Origin of the sequence: Candidatus Hamiltonella defensa 5AT (Acyrthosiphon pisum) (genome assembly GCF_000021705.1) — a bacterium.
Taxonomy (GTDB): Bacteria; Pseudomonadota; Gammaproteobacteria; order Enterobacterales; family Enterobacteriaceae; genus Hamiltonella; species Hamiltonella defendens.
Window position 1 is genome coordinate 1,629,907 of sequence record NC_012751.1, and the last position, 25,945, is coordinate 1,655,851.

Genomic DNA, 25,945 nt, shown 5'->3' on the forward strand with positions numbered 1-25,945 from the left:
CTCAACCCTCCATTAAACGCGCGACCGTGGCACGATCCGAATAATCTAATTTCTGGTGTTCAATGAATTGATAGACTTCATGTCCCTTTCCTGCGATTAAGATGACATCTTCTGGCATTGCCTGATTGAGAATATGGGTAATCGCTTCTGTGCGATCCTGAATCACAGAAGCTCGATCTGTTTTTAATACCCCTTTGAGAATGTCAGCGGTAATCATTTTAGGCGATTCAGTACGGGGATTATCGTCTGTGATGACCATCTGATCAGCCAGTGTTTCTGCAATTTTTCCCATTAATGGCCGCTTGCCTTTGTCACGATCGCCGCCGCAACCAAATAGACACCATAGCTTTCCTTGACAATGCATTCGAGAAGCAGCCAGCGCCTGTTTCAGCGCATCAGGAGTATGAGCATAATCCACAATGACGGTGGGCCGTCCGACTTTTTTGAAGACCTCCATTCTGCCAGGGATAGGCTGTAATTTTGAGGCGGCTTTTAATAAGGCATCAAGGGGATATTTTAATGCCAGTAAAGTCGCCAAGGTAAGCAATATATTGTTGACATTAAAAGCACCAAGCAATGGGCTTTTTAATTCCCCCTTGCCCCAGCTTGAATCAAAAAAAATCAAAGCCCCGTTTTCATGATATTGGATTTTTTGAGCAGACAGCCAAGCGCCCTGCAATCCAGAAGGGATCTGATGAGATGTGCTTACTGCGACCGCGTTTGGTAATTCAGGTAACCAACGCTGACCGACTTCATCATCCACGTTAATAATATGATTTTTGGATTCATGATCCAGGAAGAGAGATTTTTTTGCGATTTCATAATTGGCCATATCGCCATGATAATCGAGGTGATCCCGGCTTAAATTGCTGAATACACTCGCTGCAAAGGGTAAAGCGGCCACTCGATGTTGTACCAATGCGTGAGAAGAAACTTCCATGGCGGCAAAAGTGGCTTTATGTGTGAGCATGTTTGATAAAATTTGTTGTACTTCTATCGCAGAGGCAGTGGTATTTTGATTCGATGACAATTGCCTCAAAAGTCCGTTGCCTAAGGTGCCTAAGACAGCGCTTACTTCTCCTAAAGCCATGGTCCATTGCGCCAGTAATTGAGTATTAGTGGTTTTCCCGTTAGTACCTGTGATGCCCACCAAATTCAATTGAGACGCGGGATGATGGTAAAACTCACCAGCCAATTGTGATAAATATTGATTTAAATTAAAAAGATAAACAATAGGTACACCCTGTATTTGATCAACGCTCACATCATCATTCACTACGCCTTCTGCTTCAGCCAAGATGGCTCCTGCACCCTGTGAAAGGGCCTGTGGAATATAATGTCGTCCGTCAGTTTCATGGCCGACAATAGCGACGAATAAATCTCCCGTAGTGACTTCATCGCTTTTTAATGTTATCCCCTTTATTGTGATGGGAACCAGCCGCAGTGCTTCCTTGATCTGTTGTTCCCAAGGAGTAGAAGCAAATAAATCACATAAATTACGATTTGCCACTTTCGGCTCCTGAATGATTAATGACTAATTCAGTATCATTTTGAATTAAAGCATCCGGTGCAATGTTCATTGTACGTAATACAGAGTTCATAATAGACCCAAAGAGAGGAGCAGAGACGGCCCCACCGTAGTATTTCCCCGTTCTGGGATTGTTAATCAGCACCACAAGAGCGAATTTTGGGTTACTGGCTGGTGCGACCCCTGCCGTATAAGCAATATATTCATTAATATATTTTCCGTTGGGCCCCACTTTTTTTGCGGTACCGGTTTTAATGGCAATACGATAGCCTTTAATGGCGGCTTTAGCTCCCCCTCCCCCTGGCAATGCGACGCTTTCCATCATCTGTAAAACACTCTTAACGATTTCTGCAGGCAAAATGCGTTGACCAGAAACAGGGGGATCAACCTTAGTAATAGATAATGGACGATAGATCCCCATGCTCCCAATAGTGGCATACACTCGCGCCAGTTGTAGTGGTGTGACCATCAATCCATAACCAAAAGAAAAAGTGGCTCTGTCTAAATCTGACCAGCGTTTTTTTTGTGAATATAAGCCTTTGCTTTCGCCTACTAACCCCAACAGGGTCGGTTTACCCAGGCCAAATTTTGAATAAATTTCAGCAACCCATAACGGAGGCATCGCAAGGGCTAATTTAGACACCCCAACGTTACTGGATTTTTGTAAAATTTCTGTAATAGATAGTTTGGGATAGAAACTAATATCGTGAATTTTATGACCATTAATATAATAGGGAGTGGTATTCAAAACACTGTCTTTTTCTATTACACCATGTTGTAATGCCGCCATCACGACCATGGGTTTGACCGTGGAACCGGGCTCAAAAATATCTGTAATGGCGCGATTACGCATCGCTTTTTGAGGCGTATTCATTAAATTATTGGGATTGTAAGAAGGGCTATTGGCCATCGCCAACACTTCACCTGTATTGACATCCAATAGAACCGCTGTACCAGATTCTGCTTTATGAGCAATAACTGCTTGATTTAATTCACGAAACACTTGCCTTTGTAATTTTTCATCTATGCTCAGCACAAGATGATCGGCTAAATAATAGTCTACTTTAGAAATATCTTCGATCACTCTACCATCACGATCTTTACGCACCACGCGTTGACCCGGCTGCCCCATCAATAAGGTATTAAAGCTTTTCTCTGCACCTTCAATACCTTGACCATCTATATTCGTTACGCCAATAATATGAGCCGTTGTTTGACCGGCAGGGTAGTAACGACGAGATTCCTGGCGTAAATAGATCCCAGGCAATTTTAACTTTTGAATATAATGACCTATATCAGGACTGATTTGTCTCGCCAAATAAACAAAACGTGCTTTGGGATGACTATTAATCCGCTCAATCAGCTTGGGAATAGGAAGCTCCAATGCATCAGATAAAGCTTTCCATCGGGGGTTAGGCGTAATGCCTCCTTTTTCACTGAGCTCTTTAGGATCAGCCCAAATAGCATTCACCGGAACACTGACCGCTAATGGGCGCCCTGCTCTATCGGTGATCATACCCCGAGGGCTAGGCATTGTTTGCACTCGTAGTGATCTGAGATCACCTTCCTGGACTAATTTATCGGTTTTAATGATCTGTAGATAAGCCAAGCGAAGCTTTAATCCTAAGATCGCTAATAAAATACAACCGCAAAGCAACAAAAATCTCCAGCGAATAATAGAGCCAGTCTGTTCTTTTGCCTGTTTTAATTTTTTTGCCATTTGTATCCACTATCTTGCTTGATCTGGTAGGTGGTTTTTATATTCAATGACATTTTGTTTTTTGATCACTAAATATTCTTTTGATGGCTCAACATGACGCATTTTAAATTTATTGATCGCAATACGTTCAATCCGGCTTTGATCTCCCAGCGCCGTTTCTTCTAAAATGAGATTACGCCATTCAATATCCAGGGCAGTTCGTTCCAAAACCAATTCTTCACGTTCCGAAATCAGCAATCGGGTCCGCTGGATGTTAGCCACCACTAATAAAGCGGATACCAATACAGCAAAAAGTAATATAAGGGGCATTTTGGCATTTTTAGCCAAATCCGAGCCTATCAGACACACCAATCCCTTTCTTTGCAGATCTTTCATCAATTGATTCTCTCTGCAAAACGGAGTATCGAGCTACGTGATCTGGGATTGTCGAGAACTTCTTTTTGGGATGGCATGGTTTTTCCTATCAATTTCAGTTTAGGTTGCCACATAGACTGTATTTGTATTTCTGTTAATGGTAATCCACGAAGAATTTGAGGCCCACGGCTGTGTTGGCGTATAAAATTTTTTACAATCCTGTCTTCCAAAGAATGAAAACTCACCACGGATAAACGTGCTCCTAATGATAAAATTTCAAGAGCGGCATTCAAAGCAGAGGAAATTTCTTGCAATTCATTATTGATATAGATACGAATTGCCTGAAAACTGCGTGTAGCAGGATGTTTATGATGATTTCGTACAGGTATGACATGACTGATTAAATCAGCTAATTCTTTAGTACTTTTGATAGGGTTAAGTCGATTACGTTCTACAATGGCTCTGGCCAAACGCGTTGAAAAGCGTTCCTCTCCAAAATTTTTTAATACCCAAGCCAAGTTTTCGACATTCACTTTCATCAGCCATTCTGCAGCGGATAAACCACGAGAAGGATCCATTCGCATATCCAATGGGCCATCTCGCATAAAAGAAAATCCTCGCTTTGCGTCATCGAGTTGAGGTGATGAAACCCCTAAATCGAATAACAGGCCGTTAATACGACCCATTAAATCAAGCTTTTTTACATAGTGGTATAAATCAGAAAAAGAGCCTTGTATAAAAGAAAAACGGGGATCTTTCATCAATTTCGCTTTTTTAACAGCCTCTGGATCACGATCAATAGAAATTAATTTTCCTTGAGATCCAAGCCGAGATAAAATGAGAGAGGAATGGCCTCCACGGCCAAAAGTCGCATCAATATAAATGCCATCGTTCTGGATATTTAAACTGTCAACTGCTTCATAAAGCAATACGGTTTTATGTTGATTATCAATCATGATTGATGGTATGACACATCGTTATTTTACAGAGATAAGCCTTTTAATCGTTCAGACAAAGATTCTTGAACGGGTTGTTTAGAGGTGATGTCGTCTTTAATTTGTTGCTGCCAATTTGGCCCACTCCAGATTTCAAATTTATTTAATTGCCCTATCAACATCACTTCCTTACTTAATTGTGCATGTTGACGCAAAGTCGCTGAAATCAATAATCGGCCTGATTTATCCATTTCACACTCACTGGCATGACCTAATAATAAACGCTGAACCCGACGCTCTAGTGGATTCATGCTGGACAAATCAGATAATTTTTTTTCAATGCTTTCCCATTCTAGAAATGGATAAAGTAATAAACAGGTTTGATGAAGATCAATCGTACAAATCATTCGAGATTGTGATTTTTCTTTGAGGATATCTCGATATCGAACAGGAATCACCAATCTTCCCTTATTGTCGAGACTAAGCATAGTCGCACCACGAAACATTTCACTTACTCCTTTATTTTACCCCTCTCAGAATAAAAAAATCATTATTAACTCACTTTACCCCACAAATTGCCACTTTTTGCGAGTTTACGGAGAGTATAAAAACTTTGTCAAGTAAAGAAAAATGAAGGTTGAAGCCGATTGAAATAAAAATGACTTAATCATCCAAGAAATAGTTTAGGGCAATAAAGAAAAATAAATGATATGAAATGCTACTGAAATACTGGTATTTCAGTAGTAAAATCAAAGTGATATAGAGAGGATATTAGATTGATAAACTAAATTCTTTCAATAATGCTTTCATCCATTGATGACCATTATCTCTATCAGTTGATTCATGCCAGGTGAGATAACATGCACGTGTCGCATTTTCCCAAGGCAGTTCGACTAATTTTAAGTTAAGCGTTTTACTCTGTTCCTGTACCAACCAACGAGGCGCAATTGCGACAAAATAAGTTTGAGATACAATATTGAGCACACTACTCATATCTGTACTTTCATATGCTATTGATTGCGCACTTTCATTAGAAATGTAGTAAGGCTCGCTGAAAGATCCTTTTTTATTCAATGAAACAACAGCATGCGCCTCATTAAACAGATCATCGGAAGAGATGGTATCGCCAATACGTGGATGATTCTTTGAAACTGCTAAAACAAGTTCATCATTAAATAAAGGTATTTGATGAAAATCTGAACGTTCAAATTCAGAATAACTGATCACAAATTCCGTTTCCTGATAACGTAGCTGATGTTCAATGTTATCGTTTAAATAAGATGAGATGACCAGCTGTATATTAGGTGCTGATTGTTTAATACGATTGAGTATTTGTGCGGTTAATCGAACATCTAAAGGACTACAAATAGATAAATTAAATAAACGTGTGCTGGTTTTAGGCTCAAAACCCGCACCTGGCAATTCATTATGTACTAATTGTAACGCTTGACGTACAGGTCCAAAGAGTTGACGGGCCCGCAATGTAGGTTGTATGCCACGCCCATAGCGCACAAATAATTCATCGTTAAACATCACCTTTAAGCGAGCAACGGCGTTGCTCACTGCAGGTTGTGACATACCGAGCGAATGCGCTGCTCTTGTCACATTTTGCATTTGCATGACAGCATCAAACACTGTCAACAAATTGAGATCAACATTTCTTAAATGTATGTCAAATGATTTTTTTTTGGTTACTTGATTAACGGTTACTAAGTTATATTCAGACATGCTTAACTCCAATAAGCTTTAACGCAGATGACCCTGTAAAAGCAAGCGTCGCTAATGCCAACATCATAAAATGAATGACACTTTACATATCTTGCGATTAATAGAATCAATGATCTTTCTTTTTCTATTGAAAATAATTGAATCCCATCCGTGTAGAAAGTATGAATTTTTCTAATCGCCAATAATTTTCATTTAAATAAATCGTCCATAATATAATAAATAAAATTAATTAATAAAAATGATACTACCATAGATAAATTATATAAAAAATTTAAATCAAACATAAAAATTACATTAATTTATCTTTTTTTTAAAAAAGATTTACAATAAAACCTATTTATAGTAATAAACTGATTTATTTATATGATTAAATAATAAATAAAATTAAATAATTTAAAAAAATCAATCAATAAATTCGGTTATTTTATAAAAAATTATTTTTTAAAAGATGAAAAAATGACTTTTCTTTTATTAAAGAAAGTTTATTTACCTTAATGTTATTTATTCATCTTATCTACCTCGTTAAAATCAATAAAAATAATAGTAAGATAATTTGAAATAATATAAGAAATAAAAGCATTAAAGAGATAGTTTTGTTAAAAAAACGGATAAAAAATGGAAAATTCACTCAGGATAATCAAAAAATTAAAACTTATTCTTATTATATTTCAATATATAAAAATCTCACTTTATGGTGATTTAAAAAGAAATTTGATTCTTTTATTAATTCTTAATTAATCATAAAATCAATATATCACTTTTATTTTTTTATTTAATATCAATTAAATATAAGTTTTTTCTTATTATTTCATATAAGAAAAAAATATTTTCAGCCGTTTTTATTATACCTAAAGAAATATTCTCTTCTCTTTTTTCAAAGGATTATGGTTGAATAAAATTCATTTGAATTTGAGATTGCCATTTATTTTCAATAATCTCGAAAAAGGCTGTGTGAAAACCACTGATATCACTGGTTATATTCACACTTATTTTTCCTTTTCTGTTTGTAGACAGCATTATTGAGTCTTCACCATAAGTGTCAGCAATTTTGACGCCGTTATTCACTGAAATTAGCACATCTTGATTTTCTAAAGGTTGATTGCGTTGATCTGTAACCGTGATAATAATAACGTGAGAATCTTTCCCATTAGCGAGAACAGAAGGACGAACAGTTTTTATGTTGCTGATCTTAGGTACGATCCCTACTTCTGGTTTATACTGCCACTCAAATGAGATTTTATCTTTAGAAGGAATTCCCGTGGCACTAGACACTTCAACGGGAACCACCACATTGACTCGATATTTTTTTGTTTTACCGAGCGGTTTCGATTGTTCGTAGCTATTTAGCCTTTTTCCATCTTCATACATCCAAATGATATCGGCTTCATTAACATAAATCTTTCCCCTTAAACCAAGATCACCGTCTTTATCAAAAAATTCGAGCCCTGTATTCAGGCTCGATAATTTTAATTTGTTTGGAATATCTGATGGATGCAACAGCTCATCTTTTTCTATGAGAGTTACTCCATCAGGCTGCAATAAATAAAGAGTACCCTTCACATTAGGCGGATGCCCATGAATAGCGCTGGTTTTTCCACTCAATATCGCAGAAGCAGATCCACAAAATATCAAAGCGAGATAGCCCAATAAAGAAACCCAAGATTTTCTTTTCAAAGAAAAAAAATGATCACAAGCAGAATTGTCATATTCTTTATTGTTTCGAAAAAATCTGCTGAGCATCTTTATCCTCTTCATTCATTCTAAAAAATAAAATTACTTCCAATCCACAGCCAGGTTGAACCCCTGTGCCCCATCTTTAGAATTGGTGATCTTTTTGGCTTCTTCATTATTTGGCACAATGAAATCTCTGTTGAATATTTTCGTTTTAAAACCTTCTGGAGGGGCAGTGATATTATCGCTGGCACTCTGTCCTAATAAACGCCACTCATACTTGACTTTTGAGGTCAAATCGACATTTTTATCAGCACCTGACCAAAGTCTAAATACATAGGTTTCCCCTACTTTTATTTGCTCTTCTTCATTAATCAAGTTTTTACTAAAACTCTTATCTTTTGAGTCATAAATACCTGCTATCGAGCCCTTTAGAGAAAGATTTTTCTCTATCTTATTAGAAATAGAATCGCCATAGGGATTTTTAAAAATATCATTAATCACAAAACTTTCCCCTGAGTTAGGATCCCCCGATTTTGAAGTAGCAGTAATGCTTACTTTGAAGTTAGATGCTCCTTCTGTTGCAGAAGTAATCTCTAATTTACTTTCACCATTTCCGGTAGAATTTGCTGATTTGTTTTTGATGTGAGAGGTAGAAATTTTTTTCGTTTCTCCATTGATAATGGAATACCATATAACTGTTGTTGTTGAATCATCCTCATCTCTATCAGGATCACTATATCTATAACTTAATATAAGTTCGTCACCTATTTTGAAGTTATCTGTCGCCGTAGTAGATAAATCAACCCCATCCTGATTATTTTTATTTTTTAACTTAGGTATTTCTCCTTGAATGTGACGCTTTGTTTTTGTCAAAATTGCACCTACCTCTCCTAAACCAAACGTCAGTAACAACAATGTTAAAGTCATTTTTTTGAATGAAAAATGAGTGTTCATTATTTTTCCTTTTTTTAATCAATAAAAAATATGTCTTAATCATGTAGAGCAGAGAATGAATTTAATGAGTTTTGTGCTGTTAAGAATAAATATCATTAGATTCAACCATTAAACGGAAACCTTGATGAGACTTGATCGGCTCTGAATCATTTTTGATCGGGATGGTGTATTGATCTGTTGTTGCCCCTTTGATGATGAGTTCTTCTGAATTGAAAGACTTTTGAGGATTTACAGGTTCTAACTTCCACTGTATACGCGTGATTTTATCCATGGCTTCAGGTTCGTTTTTATCCCAAATACCGTCATTATTTTCGTCAATCCAGGCACGAAAAAGATAGGTTTTTCCAACTTTAGGATGAGGAGCACCAGGCTTTGTATAATCTTGAGCACCCGATCCCGGGTGAGGGTTATCCTCTAGAAGAAAAATACCTCTATAAATATTTTGAGGTTTTGGACCGTTCATCAGCAACCGTCTTCCGATAGGATTTTTATTGAAAATGACATCCACAATGTTACTTTGGCCGTAATTTTTTATGGATGCAGAAATTTCAAAAGTGCCTGACATGTCACTGCTCAATGTCAACACATGTTCACCTGTTGCTTTTTTCTCTGTACTTAGAACGCGAATACAAGACTCGGTATCCTCAGAGCAATTTTCCCGTTCCAGCAACGGAATTTTGTTATTATTAGGGTCGAGTATGGTCCATTCAGGCGTCATATCCTTTTCTTTCATCGTTTTCTCATGGTGATCTTTTACTTCAAGCTTCAACTGGATTTCACCTTGATTGATGCTATCTTCTCTACTGTCCGCCACTGATAATGCTATTTTCCTTTCATGACGAACAACAATATCCATATAATTTGAAATGGCTTGATGACCCTTAGTGTCTTCTATTTGTATCGCTAATCGATAGGTATTCTTAGCGTCTTTTTCTGAATTCCACTCGGGTAAAATTATTTTCCAGCCCACCGGACTGTTTTTGTCTGCTGATGAAGAGGATAAAGAAAGTTGAGATACATCTCCTAGCCATGACACCGTTTTAATCGGATATTTATTTTTAATTAGTGGACGTATTACGTAAATATCACCTTCTAATATATTTTTATCCATTGCAGGCAAATCAACACTAAGCAATTGTTTTTCTTTGTATTCCATCACAATATTATAATTGCGATCTACAGGGGCTAATCGATTTTGTTTCAGATTTCGAGCTTCATTGAGATTATTGGGGTCTAATTGCGAACTTAATGGTGTCCCAAATTGATAATTTAATGTCAGCCCCAATTTTGTTTCGCGATGATGATTTTGTCCCAGCTTGTGATCAACATAAATACTGGCAAGAGGAAAAGGTCTGTAATCAATACCGATACTAACGGCTTTTGGATTTTTTTGACGCTTTGTTTTATTAAAAAGAGCCACTTCTTTACCAAAATATTGTTCATATTTCATTTTTCCGCCTAACTGAGGGTAATTAGGGAGATAGCCTTGCAGGCGAATATCAAAACCTTCGGCGGGTCGTTCCATATAATCTTCCATATCAAACGAATCACGCCATTTTGTGATTGGCCAATAATAATTAGTGCTTAATTTAAAATAATTTGAGGCGGCTTCCGTTCCAATACTCATACGCTTATGTTGTTGATCGAGATCATAATCAATGAATACGTTATAACCAAGATTTAAAAAAGGATGGAGATCGTCAAAACGTTGTCCTATTCCAATATGACCTATTGTGCGTTCTTCAGACTGAAAGCCTAATTGAGAAAATAAAACATGAGAGTTGTTTTTATACCATGGTGTTAATAATAAAAAACGACTTTGATTAAATCTGCCCTTATTATCAACAGACAAATTAATTTCAGTTTGACCAAAATGATCGAAAAACGTTTTCACATTTTGTTGAAATGGATTAAGCAACTGGTTTCTAGCCGTATTTTCAATATAGAATTTGGCTTCTGATTTGATTTTTTCTCGATTGATATTGTTCCAATCTTTATGAATTAGGGGTTTAATCATATTATATACATCAATATCATGATTGACTTGTTCGTTTTGATTGTGACCTAAAGTAGGCAAGTCATGATAAATTTTTATATTTTCCTTTTTTACGAAACTATTACCTTGATAACAGTGAATATGTAATAAATAAAACCAATTACTGATGTCATGTATAGAACTCTGATTTAGAATCAAATTTCTATGATGAATAAAATAAGTCATGTTATTTTTGCAGTATTTTAAATATTGTATTTTTTCAAATGTAATAATATCGTATTTATTAAATAACATCCTACTTATATGATTTTGATTTGCCATTAAATAATTGTTTTGCAAAAGAAAAATAAGAAATACTATTCTTAGTATTTCTTTTGAAATTAAAATACACTTCATCTCTAATTTTAACCGAAATAAAAAATAAATATAAAAATTGTCATTTTGATTGACAAATAAAAATGACATACTCATCATTTCTATAATGTATTTAATAACAAAGCATTAAGTAAACTAATTAGTTTATTATCGTTTTAGTCTATTATTTTGATTTTTTAAAAAAAATGAATACGCTCTCTCAATTTTCAGAAAGAAAATGCTTTTATTTTATATATAATGAATTAGTTAAATTTATAAAATAATCAACTAAAAAATCAATTTCAATGAAATAACACCTCAAAGAAGTAGAATAACATAATATTTATAATTGATATACAGAAAAATAATTTATATAAAAATGAGTTGGTTTTGTATACCTCAATTTAAGTTTTTATCTGTTTTACTAATTATTTATCGTAAAATAATCACTTTTTAGAATTAAAAATGGATTTTTATTTATCTATTTATTTTTTACTTATAAATAAAATATAAAAATGATCGTTATTTTTTCCATAAAAAACATAAAAATTTTCATCTTTTATCTTAATTAATTCATCATAACTAGTATTTGGTATACTCTATTTTTTTGATATTTTTTGTTATTTTGAATTATAGATATAACTATAAAACCATTAGTTTTTTTATTATGAAACATCATAAAAAGAAAAAATTTATTGAAAAAAACAAATTGAATTGTCAGTCAAAAGCAAACTACCACCCGAACAATATAATAGTATTGACTGAAAAAAGATTTTATTTGAAGAAAATGATCAAATACTGAGTATGAACGATTCTTTTTATCAAAAATGTCTTATATCTTCTGAGTATTATCCATTATTTGTTGAAACCGTTCTCCTTGATGTACAAAAACTGTATCGTCAGGGACAAAAATATGATTTTATTTCACTGTCAAAAACAACTCATAGGTTGAAAGGGATGTTCGCGTTATTGAATTTGTTTTTAGGACAGGAGCTTTGTGAAGTATTAGAGCAACATATTGCAAATATTAATACATCAGAAATAAAAAAAAGCATTCACCATATTAATTTATTTGTCAGCACTCTGGTGCAGCAGGGTGAGAAAGGTTATGACAAAAATTAACGTCATCGTGGCGGATGATCACCCGATTGTTTTATTTGGTATTCGAAAATCACTTGAATCAATGAATTGGATCAATATTGTAGGTGAATTTGAAGATTCAACTACATTAATTGAAAGCTTACCTAAGCTTAATGCAGAAATTGTGATTATTGATCTTTGTATGCCAGGCGATAAATACGGCGACGGAATTACCCTACTAAAATATATTCAGCGTCATTATTCACATTTGGAATTAATCGTTTTAACTATGAATAATAATCCAGCAATTATTAATATTGTCTTAGCTTTAGATATTGCTGATTAGGTAAGCAGGCCGCAAGTGCCCACTCCCTCAAGAACCGTACGTGCGAGTTACCCCGCATACGGCTCACGCAACTTACTCACTTCAACATTTTTCCTTTTTTGCTATGTAATTGTCTGTGGCAATTAGCATGTAACAATCTTAGATTAGCCAGCTTGTTGTCACCCCCTTCAGCTTTAGGCTGAATATGATGAACATGCAATTGTTCACCATTGTCCAACTCTTGATCACAGAGAGGACAATAACCTTTCTGTCGCTTATAGAGGTTAACTTTGACACCGTAAATAAAAGGCTGTTTACGTGCCTGCCTATTACGCCAATAGTCACGCAATTCCGGATTGTCGGGGGAAGCATTTTTTGGAACTAGCCAATGACGCTGTATTTTTGTCCATGCATGCTTCCAAAGAAATCCACCGGTTGATTTATCCATAAATACTGAATAGTCTTCTCTACCTGGTATCTTGCCTAAGTAGTGTTTTCTTCGCCACCACCAGTGTTTATTGGGATGACGTCGATACAAATATCTACGTTGGCGGATCCACATCCATTGGTCTAATGCACTGAATGTTCTTTTTGAAGCACCAATACGATAGTAATTACACCATCCTATTATCTTGGCATTCAGTTGTCTTATTCCTTCTTGTGTCGGCATACCGATAATACCTTTCCAGGTCATTCTCATTTGCTGTTTGTACCTTTTCATCGACTCCTTTGAGGGCTTCGTTAACAATATATATCCCCGTTTTCTGTGGCGATTGTCATAATGTCGTATATTAAATCCCAGGAAGTCGAATCCTTCCTTCAAGTGTTTGATACTGGTTTTTTCTTCAGAAAGAGCTAACCCTCTCTGAGCTAACCAAATTTGCAACTTTATTTTGGCAGTTTCGCACTCTTCACGGGATTTACCGAATACGACAAAATCATCCGCATAACGAACTACTGCATAAGGTTGCCCTTGTTTTGGCGTGCCGTTTTTCCAGTATTGAATACCCAGTAAGGTCTCCATTCCGTGGAGTGCAATATTGGCCAGTAGTGGACTGATAATCCCGCCTTGCGGAGTACCTGCAACATTGGGTATATAGTTGCCATGTTCCAGCACACCGGCTTGTAACCATTGTTTAATCATGTTTCTTTCGGGGAATCCCCCGATTTTTTTTATGAGAAAATTATGGTCAATGTTGTCAAATGCGCCTTTAATATCTGCATCTAGTACCCAGTGCCGTGTCCCTCATGCTCTGGCAATACAGAAAATTTTTTGTATTGCGTCATGGGCACTTCGCCCCGGTCTAAATCCGTAGCTGACTGGTTCAAATTTTGCTTCCCAATAAGGTTCCAGCGCCGATTTAACTATCGCTTGTCTACAGCGGTCGAGAATGGTTGGGATCCCAAGAGGGCGTTTTTTTCCATTCTTTTTTGCTATGTAAACTCGTTTTACTGGATAAACCTTTTCTGAAGTTGTTTGGCTTAATAACTTATAAAGATGTTCTCGTCCTTTATGGTCATTAATTACCTGATTATCTACTCCAGCCGTGTGTTTTCCCCGATTGACCTGAGTGACTTTCCTGATAGCCAGAAGATGGTTAGCTCTTGATTTCATCATGAGTTTTTGCAGATTTCTGACTTTCTTTAAGTCACCTGTTGCTGAAGCCCTATATATTCTTTGCCTTAGATTATTAATCATGGCTGTCACAACACGCCAGTTAATAGCATGCCATTCCAGTTGTTGTTCATAGTTTTGATTTATTACGTTTGCCATAGGCATCTAACTCTTCTAAATCAATTCATAACCTTGGTAAAGGATTATATGGGTAAGTCACCCGTTCCACGTCAGCCTCTTTTCAGAGTAAAGTAATTACCTCTATCAATCCTGTTATGATTTCCAGTTGCCTTTCGGCTGATTGCCTTCGCTTTTTGGAACGTCTTATGCCCACTGTCTCTTAGTATTTACATCAACACTAAAAGATTAATGGGGTTACCGTGTTTCACACCATGAAGATACATTGAGTGGGCTGCCTCCTCTATGCCGGGGAACGGGATCCGTCGTAAAGAACGAACACTCTTCTTTACCCGTTTCTAACTGTCGTTAAACTTCCCCATAACACGTCACATCTGATTTCGTGTTTTACTTGCTTACGACATTTTAATAACGGAGATTCACTTTATTCAACCCATTTCAGTTTTGCCTTGCCCCTATTTCTTATTCAGCTTAATACTTTAGTTAGGCTTTCATTCTCGCTTAGCACAAGAGAATTACTCCTCTTGCACCGAGTAAGTGGCAATAAGGTTTCGGATCAACCTTACCCTTTTTCAAGGGACTTCTGTGGTGCAACTTTCACGTCGCACGTATTCTATTAAAACGAGGGGCATTGATAGATTTACCTCACGCGTTAAGATCGGTAAAAAAAGGTAAAAAATTTATTTCTTCTGATGCATTAAGATTACTTGAAAAAATCAGATCCAATGGTGATGGGAAAAAATCTTTGTCAGCCAAAGAAGGGGAAGTACTTCGGCTTTTTTCAGAAGGATCGTTGGTAACAGAGATAGCTCAAAGGCTCAATCGTAGTATTAAAACTATCAGCACTCAAAAAAAATCTGCAATGGTGAAATTAGGCGTGGATAATGATATTGCGTTATTAAATTATCTTTCTTCATTGAAGATAGATTCCAAAAATTAGTATTTAAAAACACTTTCACCCCATTTTTTAAAGTTCAAATCAGAGAGTTTCTTTTTTTGTAGTCCTTTTCTTTCATTAAAATATCATTTCCTGACACAAACTACATCCTTGCCTGATATCTGTCATACAGATTTGATGTAATAATCTTTTCATTATTAGAAACAAGCGAAATGATGGAAGCACCAAATAGACTACCTGATTAAACGCAAATTGAAGTTATTAAAGTGTAAAAATAAAAATTGCACCAATTATAAATGATTTTTCTGGGGGAAATAATATGACAATACGTAAAATTTTATTAATAGATGATAATAAAGAGCTGACTACATCATTAAAATCATTGCTTGAAATGGAATCTTTTGAGTTAATAGTAGCCCATGATGCAAAAGAAGCATTCAGTTTATTAGATAATTCTATTAATATGGTGTTAATCGACACCGCCATACCAAAAATGAATGGTATTGATATATTAAAAGAATTAAGAAAAATTTATGAAATGCCGGTCATTATTTTAGGTAAAACTGACAGCAATTTAGATTTAATACTTTCTTTAGAGTTAGGTGCTGATGATTATTTGGCTAAGCCATTTAATAATCGTGAACTCATCGCTCGTATACGTGCTGTTTTACGACGTACTGCTTCGAAAGAAAAAGAAGAAATAAAAATCAACCCTGAAAGTATCGTCAATATAGATGATCTACAGCTTAATTTAGGAAAACAAGAGGCTCGTTTTTCAGGACAAGTGTTAGATTTAACAGGCACTGAATTTTCTTTATCTTATCTTTTAGCAAAAAATGTAGGGCAGGTAGTATCAAAAGAGCAAATTAGTCAATCGGTACTCGGTAAACGTTTAGCCCCTTTTGATCGTGCCATTGATATGCATATTTCTAACCTTCGTCGAAAATTACCTGAACGCAAAGACCGTTATCCCTGGTTTAAGACGTTGCGTGGGCGTGGGTATTTAATGGTCTCAGAAGCATAACGCTTCATAATTTAGTAAACGCATACTTCGGCATAGATTAGGTTTGATTTATCACCATATGAAACCATATGAGAAAAAACTTGTTAAATATTGTTTTATTCGAACCAGAAATCCCTGCTAATACAGGAAATATTATCCGGTTATGTGCGAACAGCGGATGCCAGCTTCACCTTATTAAACCGTTAGGTTTTGATTTGAGTGACAAACGATTGCGTCGTGCGGGACTTGATTATCACGAATTTACTGCCGTAAAGCATCATGATGACTATCAGGCTTTTCTTAATAACGAAGGATTTTATAATACATGCGTTGCTTCATTGTTTGCTTTAACAACCAAGGGTTATTCTGCACATAGCGACGTGAATTATCAAAAAAATGATTATTTACTGTTTGGCCCAGAAACTCGGGGTTTACCTTCTAGGCTTCTTGATTCTTTGCCGGCCGAGAAGAAAATAAAAATCCCCATGCAACCTAATAGCCGTAGTATGAATCTTTCTAATGCAGTTTCTATTGTGGTTTATGAAGCTTGGCGTCAATTAAATTATATTGGCGCTGTTTCGTTTGATCCGTTTGGATTCTAAAATTTGAGTTTTTTGGAAGATGCTTTTTTGTCGTGTCGGATGTTGTAGTTATCCTGATTAATGGACCTAAAAAACGAGGCTGCCTATCAAAAATATAAAGATCGGTTATGAGATTTATTCTTGCTAATACCTCCCTAAGACGAGTCAATAGCATTTTTTTAGGAGAAGGCACGGCATAACATGCCGCCTGAATGCCAAAATATAGAGCAATAAACAAAGCCCGTTCGCAATGAAAACGCTGAGTAATAATAATAAAATTATTCGTGTTAAATACTTTATGCGTACGCACAATAGAATCTAATGTTCGAAAACCTGCGTAATCCAGGATGATATCTTGAGGAAAGACTCCAGACGCAATGAAATCACGTTTCATGGTTCTGGGCTCATTGTAGCTAGGCTGGGCGTTATCCCCGCTTAATAACAAATATTTAATTTTACCACTTTTATAAAGTTGAAGAGCCCCTTGTAGCCTGTATTGATAAAATTGATTAATGACTCCTGTTCGATAATATTTTGCAGTCCCCATCACCAAGCCGACAGAACGTGTGGGCAAAAATTGTATTTTTTCGTAGATATGATGAGCCGTTTTTAAACGAATCCAACGGTCAATCAAGATAGATGACATCACTAAAGACAACAAGATAAAAAATAAACTGATGAAGATAGTTTTCCACATAAAAACCTATGAACGAAGCTGAAAAAAAGAGAAAAAACACAGCTCATTTAAAAAAAAATCCTAGGTGCAGTTCAGATGGAAGTCAAAATGAGTAAAAAATCTGTTTTAATTATAGTTAATGCGTATTTATTATGGCGAAATGTCCGAAAGACAAAAAAGAGTTTCAACAAATTTTATAAGGCAGTTCGTTTATAACGACGATACTCTGGCTTCCAATAATTACGTTCAATAGACTGCATTAAAGCCTCTTCAGAAATTAACGGCGCTTTATTTTCTAATTGAGCTGTTTTTCCTACCTCGAAAGCAATACTTTTTGATACTTTATGAATATCATCAATGTTCGGAAGTAACCCCCCCTTTCCTGTCAGCAATAAAGGCGACTGAGAAGCCAAAGCGCGGCTTGCAGCCATAAACATCGCGTCTGTAATTCGACAAGCGCCTGATGCTAATACGCCTAATCCAATGCCTGGAAAAATATATGCATTATTACATTGTCCAATCGAGTAAATCTGGTCTTTATAATAAACAGGTTTAAATGGACTGCCCGTTGCTATCAGAGCACTCCCCTGACTCCAGTGAATAATTTCTTCCGGCAAGGCCTCCACCTGAGAAGTCGGGTTAGAAAGAGGCAGGATAATAGGATGAGCGGAATAAAGGCACATTTCATGAATCAGCTCTTGAGTGAATAATCCAGGTTGACCTGAAACACCAATTAAAATATCTGGGCGAGCATTTCGGATCACATCTAGTAAAGAAATGGCCTTTTTATCTAAATTCCAACTTTGAAGGCACCCGATTTTTTGTGTCAATTTTTTTTGAAAATTTAACAAATTGGGTAATCTATCTGTCAGCAAACCAAAGCGATCTACCATAAATATTCGCTCTCTGGCCGCCTTTTCCGTTAAACCTTCTGATTGCATCTGTATAATAATTTGCTCTGCAATACCACAACCAGCTGAGCCTGCGCCCAAAAAAGCAATGGTTTTCTCTTTTAATTGGCCTCCACTTGCTGCAATTAAAGTGGCAAGCGTGACTGCAGAGGTACCCTGAATGTCATCATTAAAGCAGCAAAGTTGATCACGATAACGGTTTAATAAACCTGTGGCACTTTTTTGAGCGAAATCCTCAAATTGTAAAAGTACGTTAGGCCAACGACGTTTCACAGCGTTAATAAATTGATCCACAAAAGCATAATATTCATTACCAGAAATACGCTCATGACGCCAACCCATATAAAGAGGATCCTTTAATCTTTGAGAATTGTTTGTGCCGACATCCAGAACAATCGGTAAGGTGTAAGCAGGGCTTATCCCTCCACAGGCAGTATATAATGCGAGTTTCCCAATCGGGATGCCCATACCGCCAATTCCTTGATCACCCAAACCCAAAATACGTTCACCATCCGTAACCACGATGACCTTCACATTTTGTCTCACGGCGTTCTGAAGAATCCCATCCATATCAGCGCGATGAGGGTAAGAAATAAATAGGCCCCGCCCTCGCCGATAAATATTTAAAAAATGCTGACAGGCCTCGCCCACAGTCGGAGTATAAATAATGGGCATCATTTCAGGGAGGTGGCGACAGAGTAAACGATAAAATAATGTCTCGTTAGTATCCTGGATATTTCTTAAATAAATATGCTTATCTATATCATTCGTAAATTCCTGATATTGTTGGTAAGCCCGTTCAGTCTGCTCTTGAATAGTCTCTACGGTTTCTGGCAATAAACCATGGAGATTAAATTGGCTACGTTCTTCTTCTGTAAAGGCACTACCCTTATTCAGTAATGGAAATTCCAACAAAACTGGACCAGCGTACGGAATATATAGAGGGCGTTTATTTTCATATTCAAATTTCATAAAAATTATCCTGACTGAGATGACTCTCAACATTTCAGCATCGCGACTATTTTATCGTTGTCTATACGGTTAAAAAGAGCTTTAAAAGGCTTAATTTCATGATTCAATAAAGGCTCATTGATTGAGTCCCAAGTCAATTCGGTATTCAGGAATGCTTCGCTTCTCTCTGACAAAGCAGGCAGAACAGGTTTAAGATAGGTCATTAATATACGGAATAAATGGATTCCCATTGAGCAAACAGACTGAAGTTTTGCTTCATCAACTTCTTTTTTTGCAAGTACCCAAGGGGCTTGTTCATCTACATATCGATTGGCTAAATCTGCCAGTGCCATGATCTCACGAATCGCTTTACTCGTTTCACGAGCATGGTAGGCATTTGCTATGCGTAGGCCTGCTTGAACAAAAGTGAAATATAACTCTGAATCTGCTAATTCTTTCGATAAAATACCTGCAAATTTTTTATTGATAAAACTGGCATTTCGTGCTGCCAGGTTCACCACTTTATTGACCAGGTCAGCATTCACACGCTGCACAAAATCTTCAAGATTTAAATCGATGTCATCGATATGAGAAGATAATTTGGCTGCATAATAGTAACGCAAACAATCAGGATCTAAATGCTTTAAATAATCACTTGCTTCAATAAAAGTACCACGAGATTTAGACATCTTTGCGCCATTGACCGTGATGTATCCATGTACAAATAGATTGGTTGGTTTACGAAAATCACTTCCTTCTAGTACAGCAGGCCAAAATAAACTGTGAAAATACACAATGTCTTTGCCAATAAAATGATACAGCTCAGTTTTAGTATCCGTCTGCCAAAATTCATCAAAACTGACATTTTCTTTTTTATCACAAAAATTTTTGAAAGATCCCATATAACCAATCGGGGCATCCAACCAAACATAAAAATATTTATCGGGCGCATCAGGGATTTCAAATCCAAAATAAGGGGTATCACGTGTGATGTCCCATTGACGAAGACCAGATGTGAGCCAAGTCTGCATTTTATTGGCCACCTGTTCCTGCAGTGCGCCAGAATGAATCCATTGTGTTAGCATTCCAGTGAATGCCGGCAAATCAAAAAAGAAATGTTCAGACTCACGTATTACAGGCGTTGCGCCAGAAACCTCTGATTTAGGAGCAATCAATTCAGTGGAACTGTAAGTAGAACCACAAGCTTCACAATTGTCCCCATATTGATTGGGAGCTTGGCATTTAGGGCAGGTGCCTTTTACAAAACGATCAGGCAAAAAAAGCTTTTTTTCAGGATCATATAATTGTGAGATAGCCCGTTTTTTAATGTGTCCTTTCGCTTTGAGACGTTGATAAATGGCCACGGAAAGCTCACGATTTTCATCACTGTGAGTAGAGTAATAATGATCATAACTGATTAGAAATCCAGAAAAATCATTTTGATGCTGCTGATTTATTTCTTCGATCATTTTCTCTGGATTGATGCCTGATTTTTCTGCTTTGAGCATAATGGCAGTACCATGAGCGTCATCTGCACAAATAAAATAAACCTCATGGCCTCTCATTCGTTGATAACGCACCCAAATATCCGCTTGAATATGTTCTAACATATGCCCTAAGTGAATGGGACCATTGGCATAGGGCAATGCACAGGTGACCAATATTTTTTTGATAGATTCAGTCATAATAAAAATGGCTTATTTAAATAATAAAGCTGAATGTTAACTGATCAGACTTCCGCCCGCCAGGGATTCATACACGAAGTTTTGCCATGCTGATCTCAATTAAGTTACAAAGTTTTGCTATTAGTTTTTCAAACGCATTTTATTTTTTATGTAGGAAGATGAATATGAAGAGATATTCAAATCAAAACAGCGCCGAGATGCTTAAAGCACAGGTGTCAGACATTATCGCGACTTTTACTCATCCCACTCTAAAAAAAGATTTATTATCCTTGAATGCGCTTCATCATTGCGCTTTTTTAGATCAGGTGCTTCATATAGAAATCATCATCCCGTTTGCATGGGCCTCGGTTTTTGAACAATTAAAATTAAAAACCACTTCAACACTTTTGGCTTGTACTGGCGCTCAAGCCGTTGACTGGAAATTAATTCAGCATATTCGTTCATTACACAGAGCGAATGGACAGGTAGCGGTGCAGGGAATAAGTAATATTTTAGCGGTCAGCTCAGGAAAAGGAGGCGTCGGAAAATCCTGTATCGCAGTGAATTTGGCCTTGGCTTTGATTCAAGAAGGGGCAAAAGTGGGTATTTTGGATGCAGATATTTATGGCCCATCTGTACCTCATATTTTGGGCAGTGCTGATCTACGCCCCACGTCACCGGACGGTCAACATATGGCTCCTATTATTATTCATGGTATGGCGAGTAATTCTATTGGTTATCTCGTGACAGGTGACAATGCGATGGTCTGGCGTGGACCTATGGCCAGCAAAGCGTTATTACAGATGTTAAACGATACTTTATGGCCTGAATTAGACTATTTGATAGTGGATATGCCACCAGGGACAGGTGACATTCAATTAACATTGGCTCAAAAAATTCCTGTGACCGCGGCAATTGTGATCACGACTCCACAGGATCTTGCATTAATTGATGCTGCTAAAGGAATTGTGATGTTCAGCAAGGTGAAGGTGCCCATATTGGGTGTGATTGAAAACATGACGGAGCATCTGTGCGCTCAGTGTGGTTATGTTGATCCTGTTTTTGGGCGTGGTGGAGCAGAAAAATTAATCAAAAAGTATCAAATAAAATTACTGGGAAAAATTCCGCTACATTCTTCTTTAAGTGAAGATGCCGATTCGGGTTATCCAACCGTCGTCAGGCAACCTGATAGCCGATTGAGCGATATTTTTAGGCAATTAGCTTCTTGTGTGGCCGCTGAAATGTATTGGAAAATTAGCGCCATTCCTGATGAAATTCGCGTTCGCCATCTGTGAACAATGATGCTAATCGTATCAATCGATCTGATATAAACTGCGCTTTTTTTGTCTGTTCTGTTCAAATCATCTGTGTCAAACATGACTTAAGCAGAACAGACAACCCCTATTTTTAAAAATCATCGTGCCCGAATTTTACAGGCACGCTCGCGTTACCAGCGCTTACTGAAAGTTAGGCCAGCTCACCTTGAGAACTACCATAGAGAGCCCCCGACAAAGTCATATTTACTTTGTTTTTGAGGTTTGCCTGTATCTGAGCTTGCCCAAATGCACTCACTTTCTTAGTCTCTTGAGAAAGAACTTCTAGTTTTGAAGCAACTGATAAACCATTCAGTTCAGGCATGTTAGCAGTGCCTCCGCTTGTTTTTTGAGAAAGCACGAGATCAGCACCAGCTCCTATGCCTACAGAAAACACCTGATCCAGTTGCTTATTGAGCTTAACACCGGCTCGGGCAATATATTTTTCACTTTTGAGTTCATCGTATTCAGTTTTAAAGATCGTGTCTTCTGAATAGGCGTTTCTCTTAAAGCTGCTGTAGCGTAATTCTCCATACGGAGTGAGCTCCAGACTCGGGTCCATTTGAAAAGTATAACGTGCTTGAGTGATAAACGAGAAACCTCTTAAATTGGCATGACCACGACCTTTTTCTGTGTTGGGCTTATAAACTCGTTGCATGTTCAGGCGATCTCTCATATACCCAAGGCCAGTCATTAGCCCCCAACCATGACGATTGTCGTTTTGATCCCAGCCCATATAAAAAGCCATAGCGGGGACAATATTTTTTGCAGCAATCTGTTTGGAAACCCCGTTATTAAGGTTCCGGTCTAAAACGACGCCGAAATACATACCCTTCGCCAGAGATTGAGTGAAATTAAGATTAATGGAAGCACCTTTGGTGTCTTTGGATCGACGCCCGCTGATTCCTCCTTGAATACAGCTTTGCCCTTGGCTTACTTCACAGCGGCGTTCAAAAAGACCAGTTAAACGATAGCCTGCCAAATCGATCGCCTGCCATTGTTGGCTGATCGTTTCAGATAAACCTTCCTGGTTATTATTCAAATCTATGGAAGTTACCTTTGCTTCTAGAACTACTTCTGGAACTACTTCTGAAAAATTCTTAAAAGGATTCCAAATTCTTTTCCAGAAATTGGAGCTTGAGTAATTAGCAAAAGCAGACTCGCTGATCCCTAGTAAAATACTAAATAAAGTAGACATTAAAACAAAATGTTTCAATTTTTTAAAAATCATTTTTTCCCTTAGTCATTTTTTAAATTAAAATTAAATTTTATTAACAACTGTTTAATAAAATATATTTTTTGATTTATTAATAAGAGCACCAAATAAAACTTCCTGAGAGTGGACTCGATCACACTTGAGCAAAATAGACAGTTTTTCAATTTTTTCATGTACAAATCTCACATACCCTCTCTCAAAACCATATCTGGTGATATGATGCGCCATTTTTTACAAAACGAAGGGATAAAATGTGGCTTAAACTCTATCAAGGATTATTTTATTTGATCCAACCGATAATTTGGATGCGTTTATTGTTACGCGCACGTTTCACAACGGCTTATCGAAAGCGATGGTCAGAACGTTACGGATTTTGCAAAAAAAAAGTCACGCCAGGCGGTCTTGTGATTCACTCAGTCTCAGTCGGTGAAACCATCGCTGCTATTCCCTTGGTAAAAGCTTTGCAGCAGGCTTATCCTTCATTACCCATTACGATGACCACCATGACGCCGACAGGCTCTGAACGCATTCTTTCCGATCTCGGCTCTCAGGTTCATCATGTTTACTTGCCTTACGATCTTCCCTGTGCCATCCATCGTTTTTTGGACACCCTGAATCCTAAATTATTTATTATTCTGGAAACAGAACTTTGGCCCACCCTGATCACTGTACTCTATCAAAGAAAAATTCCTCTGATCATCGCCAATGCGCGTTTATCAGAGAGATCTGCTGCAGGCTATCAAAAAATAGCGCCCTTAATGAAAAGCCTCCTGGAGCGCTTGACATTAGTGGCAGTACAGAATGAAGAAGATGGAAAACGATTCATACAATTAGGGCTAAAGCCCTCTCAAATAGTAGTGACGGGCAGTATTAAGTTTGATATTCACCTGACACCAGAACTGAAAATGAAGGCTGTCAGTTTAAGCAAACAATGGGCCACCGATCGTTTGATTTGGATAGCAAGTAGTACCCATGAAGGTGAAGAAACTTTATTATTAGAAGCACAGCGGCAGTTGTTACAAAAACATCCTGATTTATTGCTGATTTTGGTGCCCAGACATCCAGAACGTTTTTCTAAAGTGGTCAACCTGGTCAAAAAATCTCATTTCAACTATATAAAACGCAGTTCAGGTGATTTTCCTTCAAGTACCGTTCAAGTGATCATCGGTGATACTATGGGCGAATTAATGTTGCTGTACGGTATCGCTGATCTGGCTTTTGTCGGTGGCAGCCTCGTTAATCATGGTGGACATAATCCCTTGGAGCCTGCGGCTCATGCGGTTCCAATTATTATGGGCCCACATACATTCAATTTTAAGGATATTTGTACTAAGTTAGTACTTGCTCAGGGTTTGATTCAAATCGCTGATGTGGCCTCATTAGTGAAAACGGTCGATCTATGGCTGATAAATCAAAATTGTCGTCATGAATATGGGCAAAACGCCATGGAGGTTTTTCATCAAAATCAAGGAGCATTAAAACATCTGTTGTCTTTATTGAAGCCTTATTTGCCAGAACCGCCAAGAGATTCTCATAGATGAAAGAAAAAAAACGCCTATCTGTGGTTATTTTGACCAAAAATTCAGCCGATTTACTAAATGAATGCCTTATCAGCGCTTCTTGGGCTGATGAAATCATCATTCTTGACTCAGGGAGCGAAGACGACACTCAAGACATCGCAAAACGACATAATGCAAAATTTTATACTCAAACAGATTGGCGAGGGTTTGGACAACAAAGGCAATTAGCACAACAATATGCGCAAGGACAATATATTTTTATGTTAGACGCAGATGAACGAATCACGCCAGAACTCAAAACCGCGATTCAAACTATTCTGACGAAAACGCATGCTGAAAAAAAATCGCAAACGGTGTACAGCTGTTGTCGTCGAAATTTTTTTTTAGGACGGTTAATACGTCATAGCGGTTGGTATCCTGATCCGGTAATTCGATTATATCCTCGATTACAGTATCAATACGGTGATGAAGATGTTCACGAATCGCTCAATTACGGCTCTGCAAAGGTCGTGCGCTTAAAAGGAGATTTATTGCATCTCACTTATCGAGATTTTTTCTCTTTTCAAAAAAAACAGCTTGATTACGCCAAAGCCTGGGCCTCAGAGCACCATAAAAAAGGCAAACGCGTTTCTTTTTTATCTATTTTTATTCACTCGATGGGCGCCTTTGTAAAAACTTTTTTACTCAGACTCGGTTTTTTAGATGGTCAAGCAGGGTTATTACTTTCTTTTGTAAACGCACAGTATACTTTTAATAAATATGCCATTTTATGGTCTTTGCAACGTTCAAAAAATAGGGATTAAAAAACGCT

General features: G+C 37.1%; 19 protein-coding genes and 4 pseudogenes. 8 read left to right on the plus strand and 15 right to left on the minus strand.

Annotated features, from left to right (window positions below; genetic code table 11):
• Nucleotide 1: 1 nt before the first annotated feature.
• From murE to HDEF_RS11000, 9 genes are all read right to left on the minus strand, one after another.
• The gene (gene murE, locus HDEF_RS08005; RefSeq protein ID WP_015874148.1) at nt 2-1,510 is read right to left on the minus strand and encodes a UDP-N-acetylmuramoyl-L-alanyl-D-glutamate--2,6-diaminopimelate ligase; all 1,509 of its coding nucleotides are present in this window, start codon (nt 1,508-1,510) and stop codon (nt 2-4) included.
• Nucleotides 1,497-3,248 carry a peptidoglycan glycosyltransferase FtsI gene (gene ftsI, locus HDEF_RS08010; RefSeq protein WP_015874149.1) on the minus strand — a complete coding sequence of 584 codons (1,752 nt, stop codon included), beginning with the start codon at nt 3,246-3,248 and terminating at the stop codon, nt 1,497-1,499. The genes murE and ftsI overlap by 14 nt, the downstream gene beginning before the upstream one ends.
• A 9-nt stretch (nt 3,249-3,257) precedes the next feature.
• The gene (ftsL, locus tag HDEF_RS08015; protein WP_015874150.1) at nt 3,258-3,623 is read right to left on the minus strand and encodes a cell division protein FtsL; all 366 of its coding nucleotides are present in this window, start codon (nt 3,621-3,623) and stop codon (nt 3,258-3,260) included.
• Nucleotides 3,623-4,558, minus strand: a complete 936-nt coding sequence (gene rsmH / locus HDEF_RS08020) for a 16S rRNA (cytosine(1402)-N(4))-methyltransferase RsmH (RefSeq protein ID WP_015874151.1) — start codon at nt 4,556-4,558, stop codon at nt 3,623-3,625. The genes ftsL and rsmH overlap by 1 nt, the downstream gene beginning before the upstream one ends.
• A gap of 26 nt (nt 4,559-4,584) precedes the next feature.
• Nucleotides 4,585-5,043, minus strand: coding sequence for a division/cell wall cluster transcriptional repressor MraZ (gene mraZ / locus HDEF_RS08025; RefSeq protein WP_015874152.1), 459 nt, complete (start codon nt 5,041-5,043; stop codon nt 4,585-4,587).
• 265 nt (nt 5,044-5,308) lie between these two features.
• A complete protein-coding gene (gene leuO, locus HDEF_RS08030; RefSeq protein ID WP_015874153.1) occupies nt 5,309-6,265 on the minus strand; it encodes a transcriptional regulator LeuO in 957 nt (318 codons plus the stop codon).
• A gap of 882 nt (nt 6,266-7,147) precedes the next feature.
• On the minus strand, nt 7,148-8,005 hold the full coding sequence (locus HDEF_RS08035) for an Ig-like domain-containing protein (protein ID WP_044612372.1): 858 nt from the start codon (nt 8,003-8,005) through the stop codon (nt 7,148-7,150).
• Nucleotides 8,006-8,038: 33 nt separating this feature from the next.
• The gene (locus HDEF_RS08040; protein WP_015874158.1) at nt 8,039-8,893 is read right to left on the minus strand and encodes a hypothetical protein; all 855 of its coding nucleotides are present in this window, start codon (nt 8,891-8,893) and stop codon (nt 8,039-8,041) included.
• A gap of 79 nt (nt 8,894-8,972) precedes the next feature.
• Nucleotides 8,973-11,210 carry an inverse autotransporter beta domain-containing protein gene (locus HDEF_RS11000; RefSeq protein WP_234809385.1) on the minus strand — a complete coding sequence of 746 codons (2,238 nt, stop codon included), beginning with the start codon at nt 11,208-11,210 and terminating at the stop codon, nt 8,973-8,975.
• An 837-nt stretch (nt 11,211-12,047) separates the two neighbouring features.
• On the opposite strand from HDEF_RS11000, the gene HDEF_RS08050 reads away from it, so the two are divergent.
• Both HDEF_RS08050 and HDEF_RS08055 read left to right on the plus strand, forming a co-directional pair.
• Entirely contained in the window at nt 12,048-12,365 is a 318-nt protein-coding gene (locus HDEF_RS08050; RefSeq protein WP_015874160.1) for an Hpt domain-containing protein, read from the plus strand.
• Nucleotides 12,352-12,660, plus strand: a pseudogene (locus HDEF_RS08055) (response regulator); the annotation flags it as partial. The gene HDEF_RS08050 and the pseudogene HDEF_RS08055, both read left to right, overlap by 14 nt.
• Nucleotides 12,661-12,745: 85 nt before the next feature.
• Here the strand turns inward: HDEF_RS08055 and HDEF_RS13325 are convergent.
• Together HDEF_RS13325 and HDEF_RS13330 are read right to left on the minus strand one after the other, a co-directional pair.
• Complete coding sequence (locus HDEF_RS13325; RefSeq protein ID WP_052543448.1) at nt 12,746-13,369, minus strand: group II intron maturase-specific domain-containing protein; 624 nt, start codon at nt 13,367-13,369, stop codon at nt 12,746-12,748.
• A 126-nt stretch (nt 13,370-13,495) separates the two neighbouring features.
• Nucleotides 13,496-14,428 (minus strand): annotated as a pseudogene (locus HDEF_RS13330) (reverse transcriptase domain-containing protein); the annotation flags it as partial.
• Nucleotides 14,429-15,011: 583 nt separating this feature from the next.
• On the opposite strand from HDEF_RS13330, the pseudogene HDEF_RS08065 reads away from it, so the two are divergent.
• The 3 genes and pseudogenes from HDEF_RS08065 to trmL form a co-directional block, all read left to right on the plus strand.
• A pseudogene (locus HDEF_RS08065) lies at nt 15,012-15,341 on the plus strand (LuxR C-terminal-related transcriptional regulator); the annotation flags it as partial.
• A gap of 283 nt (nt 15,342-15,624) precedes the next feature.
• Complete coding sequence (gene cpxR / locus HDEF_RS08070; protein ID WP_044612564.1) at nt 15,625-16,323, plus strand: envelope stress response regulator transcription factor CpxR; 699 nt, start codon at nt 15,625-15,627, stop codon at nt 16,321-16,323.
• 80 nt (nt 16,324-16,403) lie between these two features.
• Complete coding sequence (gene trmL, locus HDEF_RS08075) at nt 16,404-16,904, plus strand: tRNA (uridine(34)/cytosine(34)/5-carboxymethylaminomethyluridine(34)-2'-O)-methyltransferase TrmL (protein ID WP_044612565.1); 501 nt, start codon at nt 16,404-16,406, stop codon at nt 16,902-16,904.
• Here the strand turns inward: trmL and HDEF_RS08080 are convergent.
• The 3 genes and pseudogenes from HDEF_RS08080 to metG form a co-directional block, all read right to left on the minus strand.
• Nucleotides 16,831-17,580: an ElyC/SanA/YdcF family protein gene (locus tag HDEF_RS08080; RefSeq protein ID WP_015874164.1), complete on the minus strand. Its 750-nt coding sequence runs from the start codon at nt 17,578-17,580 to the stop codon at nt 16,831-16,833. The two genes, trmL and HDEF_RS08080, sit on opposite strands and share 74 nt — an antisense overlap.
• 173 nt (nt 17,581-17,753) lie before the next feature.
• The gene (locus tag HDEF_RS08085; protein WP_015874165.1) at nt 17,754-19,442 is read right to left on the minus strand and encodes an NAD-dependent malic enzyme; all 1,689 of its coding nucleotides are present in this window, start codon (nt 19,440-19,442) and stop codon (nt 17,754-17,756) included.
• 32 nt (nt 19,443-19,474) lie between these two features.
• Nucleotides 19,475-21,106, minus strand: a pseudogene (gene metG, locus HDEF_RS08090) (methionine--tRNA ligase); the annotation flags it as partial.
• Between the two features lie 164 nt (nt 21,107-21,270).
• Here metG and apbC point away from each other — a divergent pair.
• Nucleotides 21,271-22,380 (plus strand): iron-sulfur cluster carrier protein ApbC, encoded by a 1,110-nt coding sequence (gene apbC / locus HDEF_RS08095; RefSeq protein ID WP_015874167.1) that lies wholly within the window; start codon nt 21,271-21,273, stop codon nt 22,378-22,380.
• A gap of 172 nt (nt 22,381-22,552) precedes the next feature.
• On the opposite strand, the gene HDEF_RS08100 is transcribed toward apbC, so the two are convergent.
• Nucleotides 22,553-23,629: an autotransporter outer membrane beta-barrel domain-containing protein gene (locus HDEF_RS08100; RefSeq protein ID WP_015874168.1), complete on the minus strand. Its 1,077-nt coding sequence runs from the start codon at nt 23,627-23,629 to the stop codon at nt 22,553-22,555.
• A gap of 236 nt (nt 23,630-23,865) precedes the next feature.
• Here HDEF_RS08100 and waaA point away from each other — a divergent pair, with 236 nt between their 5' ends.
• Nucleotides 23,866-25,155, plus strand: a complete 1,290-nt coding sequence (gene waaA, locus HDEF_RS08105; protein WP_015874169.1) for a lipid IV(A) 3-deoxy-D-manno-octulosonic acid transferase — start codon at nt 23,866-23,868, stop codon at nt 25,153-25,155.
• Entirely contained in the window at nt 25,152-25,937 is a 786-nt protein-coding gene (locus HDEF_RS08110; RefSeq protein WP_015874170.1) for a glycosyltransferase family 2 protein, read from the plus strand. The genes waaA and HDEF_RS08110 overlap by 4 nt, the downstream gene beginning before the upstream one ends.
• Nucleotides 25,938-25,945: the final 8 nt, after the last annotated feature.

Bases quoted from the DNA above. Each gene is read 5' to 3' on its own strand.
- ftsI (WP_015874149.1), bottom strand. From the start codon at position 3,248: ATGGCAAAAAAATTAAAACAGGCAAAAGAACAGACTGGCTCTATTATT.
- ftsL (WP_015874150.1), bottom strand. From the start codon at position 3,623: ATGAAAGATCTGCAAAGAAAGGGATTGGTGTGTCTGATAGGCTCGGAT.
- rsmH (WP_015874151.1), bottom strand. From the start codon at position 4,558: ATGATTGATAATCAACATAAAACCGTATTGCTTTATGAAGCAGTTGAC.
- mraZ (WP_015874152.1), bottom strand. From the start codon at position 5,043: ATGTTTCGTGGTGCGACTATGCTTAGTCTCGACAATAAGGGAAGATTG.
- leuO (WP_015874153.1), bottom strand. From the start codon at position 6,265: ATGTCTGAATATAACTTAGTAACCGTTAATCAAGTAACCAAAAAAAAA.
- HDEF_RS08035 (WP_044612372.1), bottom strand. From the start codon at position 8,005: ATGCTCAGCAGATTTTTTCGAAACAATAAAGAATATGACAATTCTGCT.
- HDEF_RS08040 (WP_015874158.1), bottom strand. From the start codon at position 8,893: ATGAACACTCATTTTTCATTCAAAAAAATGACTTTAACATTGTTGTTA.
- HDEF_RS11000 (WP_234809385.1), bottom strand. From the start codon at position 11,210: ATGGCAAATCAAAATCATATAAGTAGGATGTTATTTAATAAATACGAT.
- HDEF_RS08050 (WP_015874160.1), top strand. From the start codon at position 12,048: ATGAACGATTCTTTTTATCAAAAATGTCTTATATCTTCTGAGTATTAT.
- HDEF_RS13325 (WP_052543448.1), bottom strand. From the start codon at position 13,369: ATGAAAAGGTACAAACAGCAAATGAGAATGACCTGGAAAGGTATTATC.
- HDEF_RS08080 (WP_015874164.1), bottom strand. From the start codon at position 17,580: ATGTGGAAAACTATCTTCATCAGTTTATTTTTTATCTTGTTGTCTTTA.
- HDEF_RS08085 (WP_015874165.1), bottom strand. From the start codon at position 19,442: ATGAAATTTGAATATGAAAATAAACGCCCTCTATATATTCCGTACGCT.
- apbC (WP_015874167.1), top strand. From the start codon at position 21,271: ATGAAGAGATATTCAAATCAAAACAGCGCCGAGATGCTTAAAGCACAG.
- HDEF_RS08100 (WP_015874168.1), bottom strand. From the start codon at position 23,629: ATGATTTTTAAAAAATTGAAACATTTTGTTTTAATGTCTACTTTATTT.
- waaA (WP_015874169.1), top strand. From the start codon at position 23,866: ATGTGGCTTAAACTCTATCAAGGATTATTTTATTTGATCCAACCGATA.
- HDEF_RS08110 (WP_015874170.1), top strand. From the start codon at position 25,152: ATGAAAGAAAAAAAACGCCTATCTGTGGTTATTTTGACCAAAAATTCA.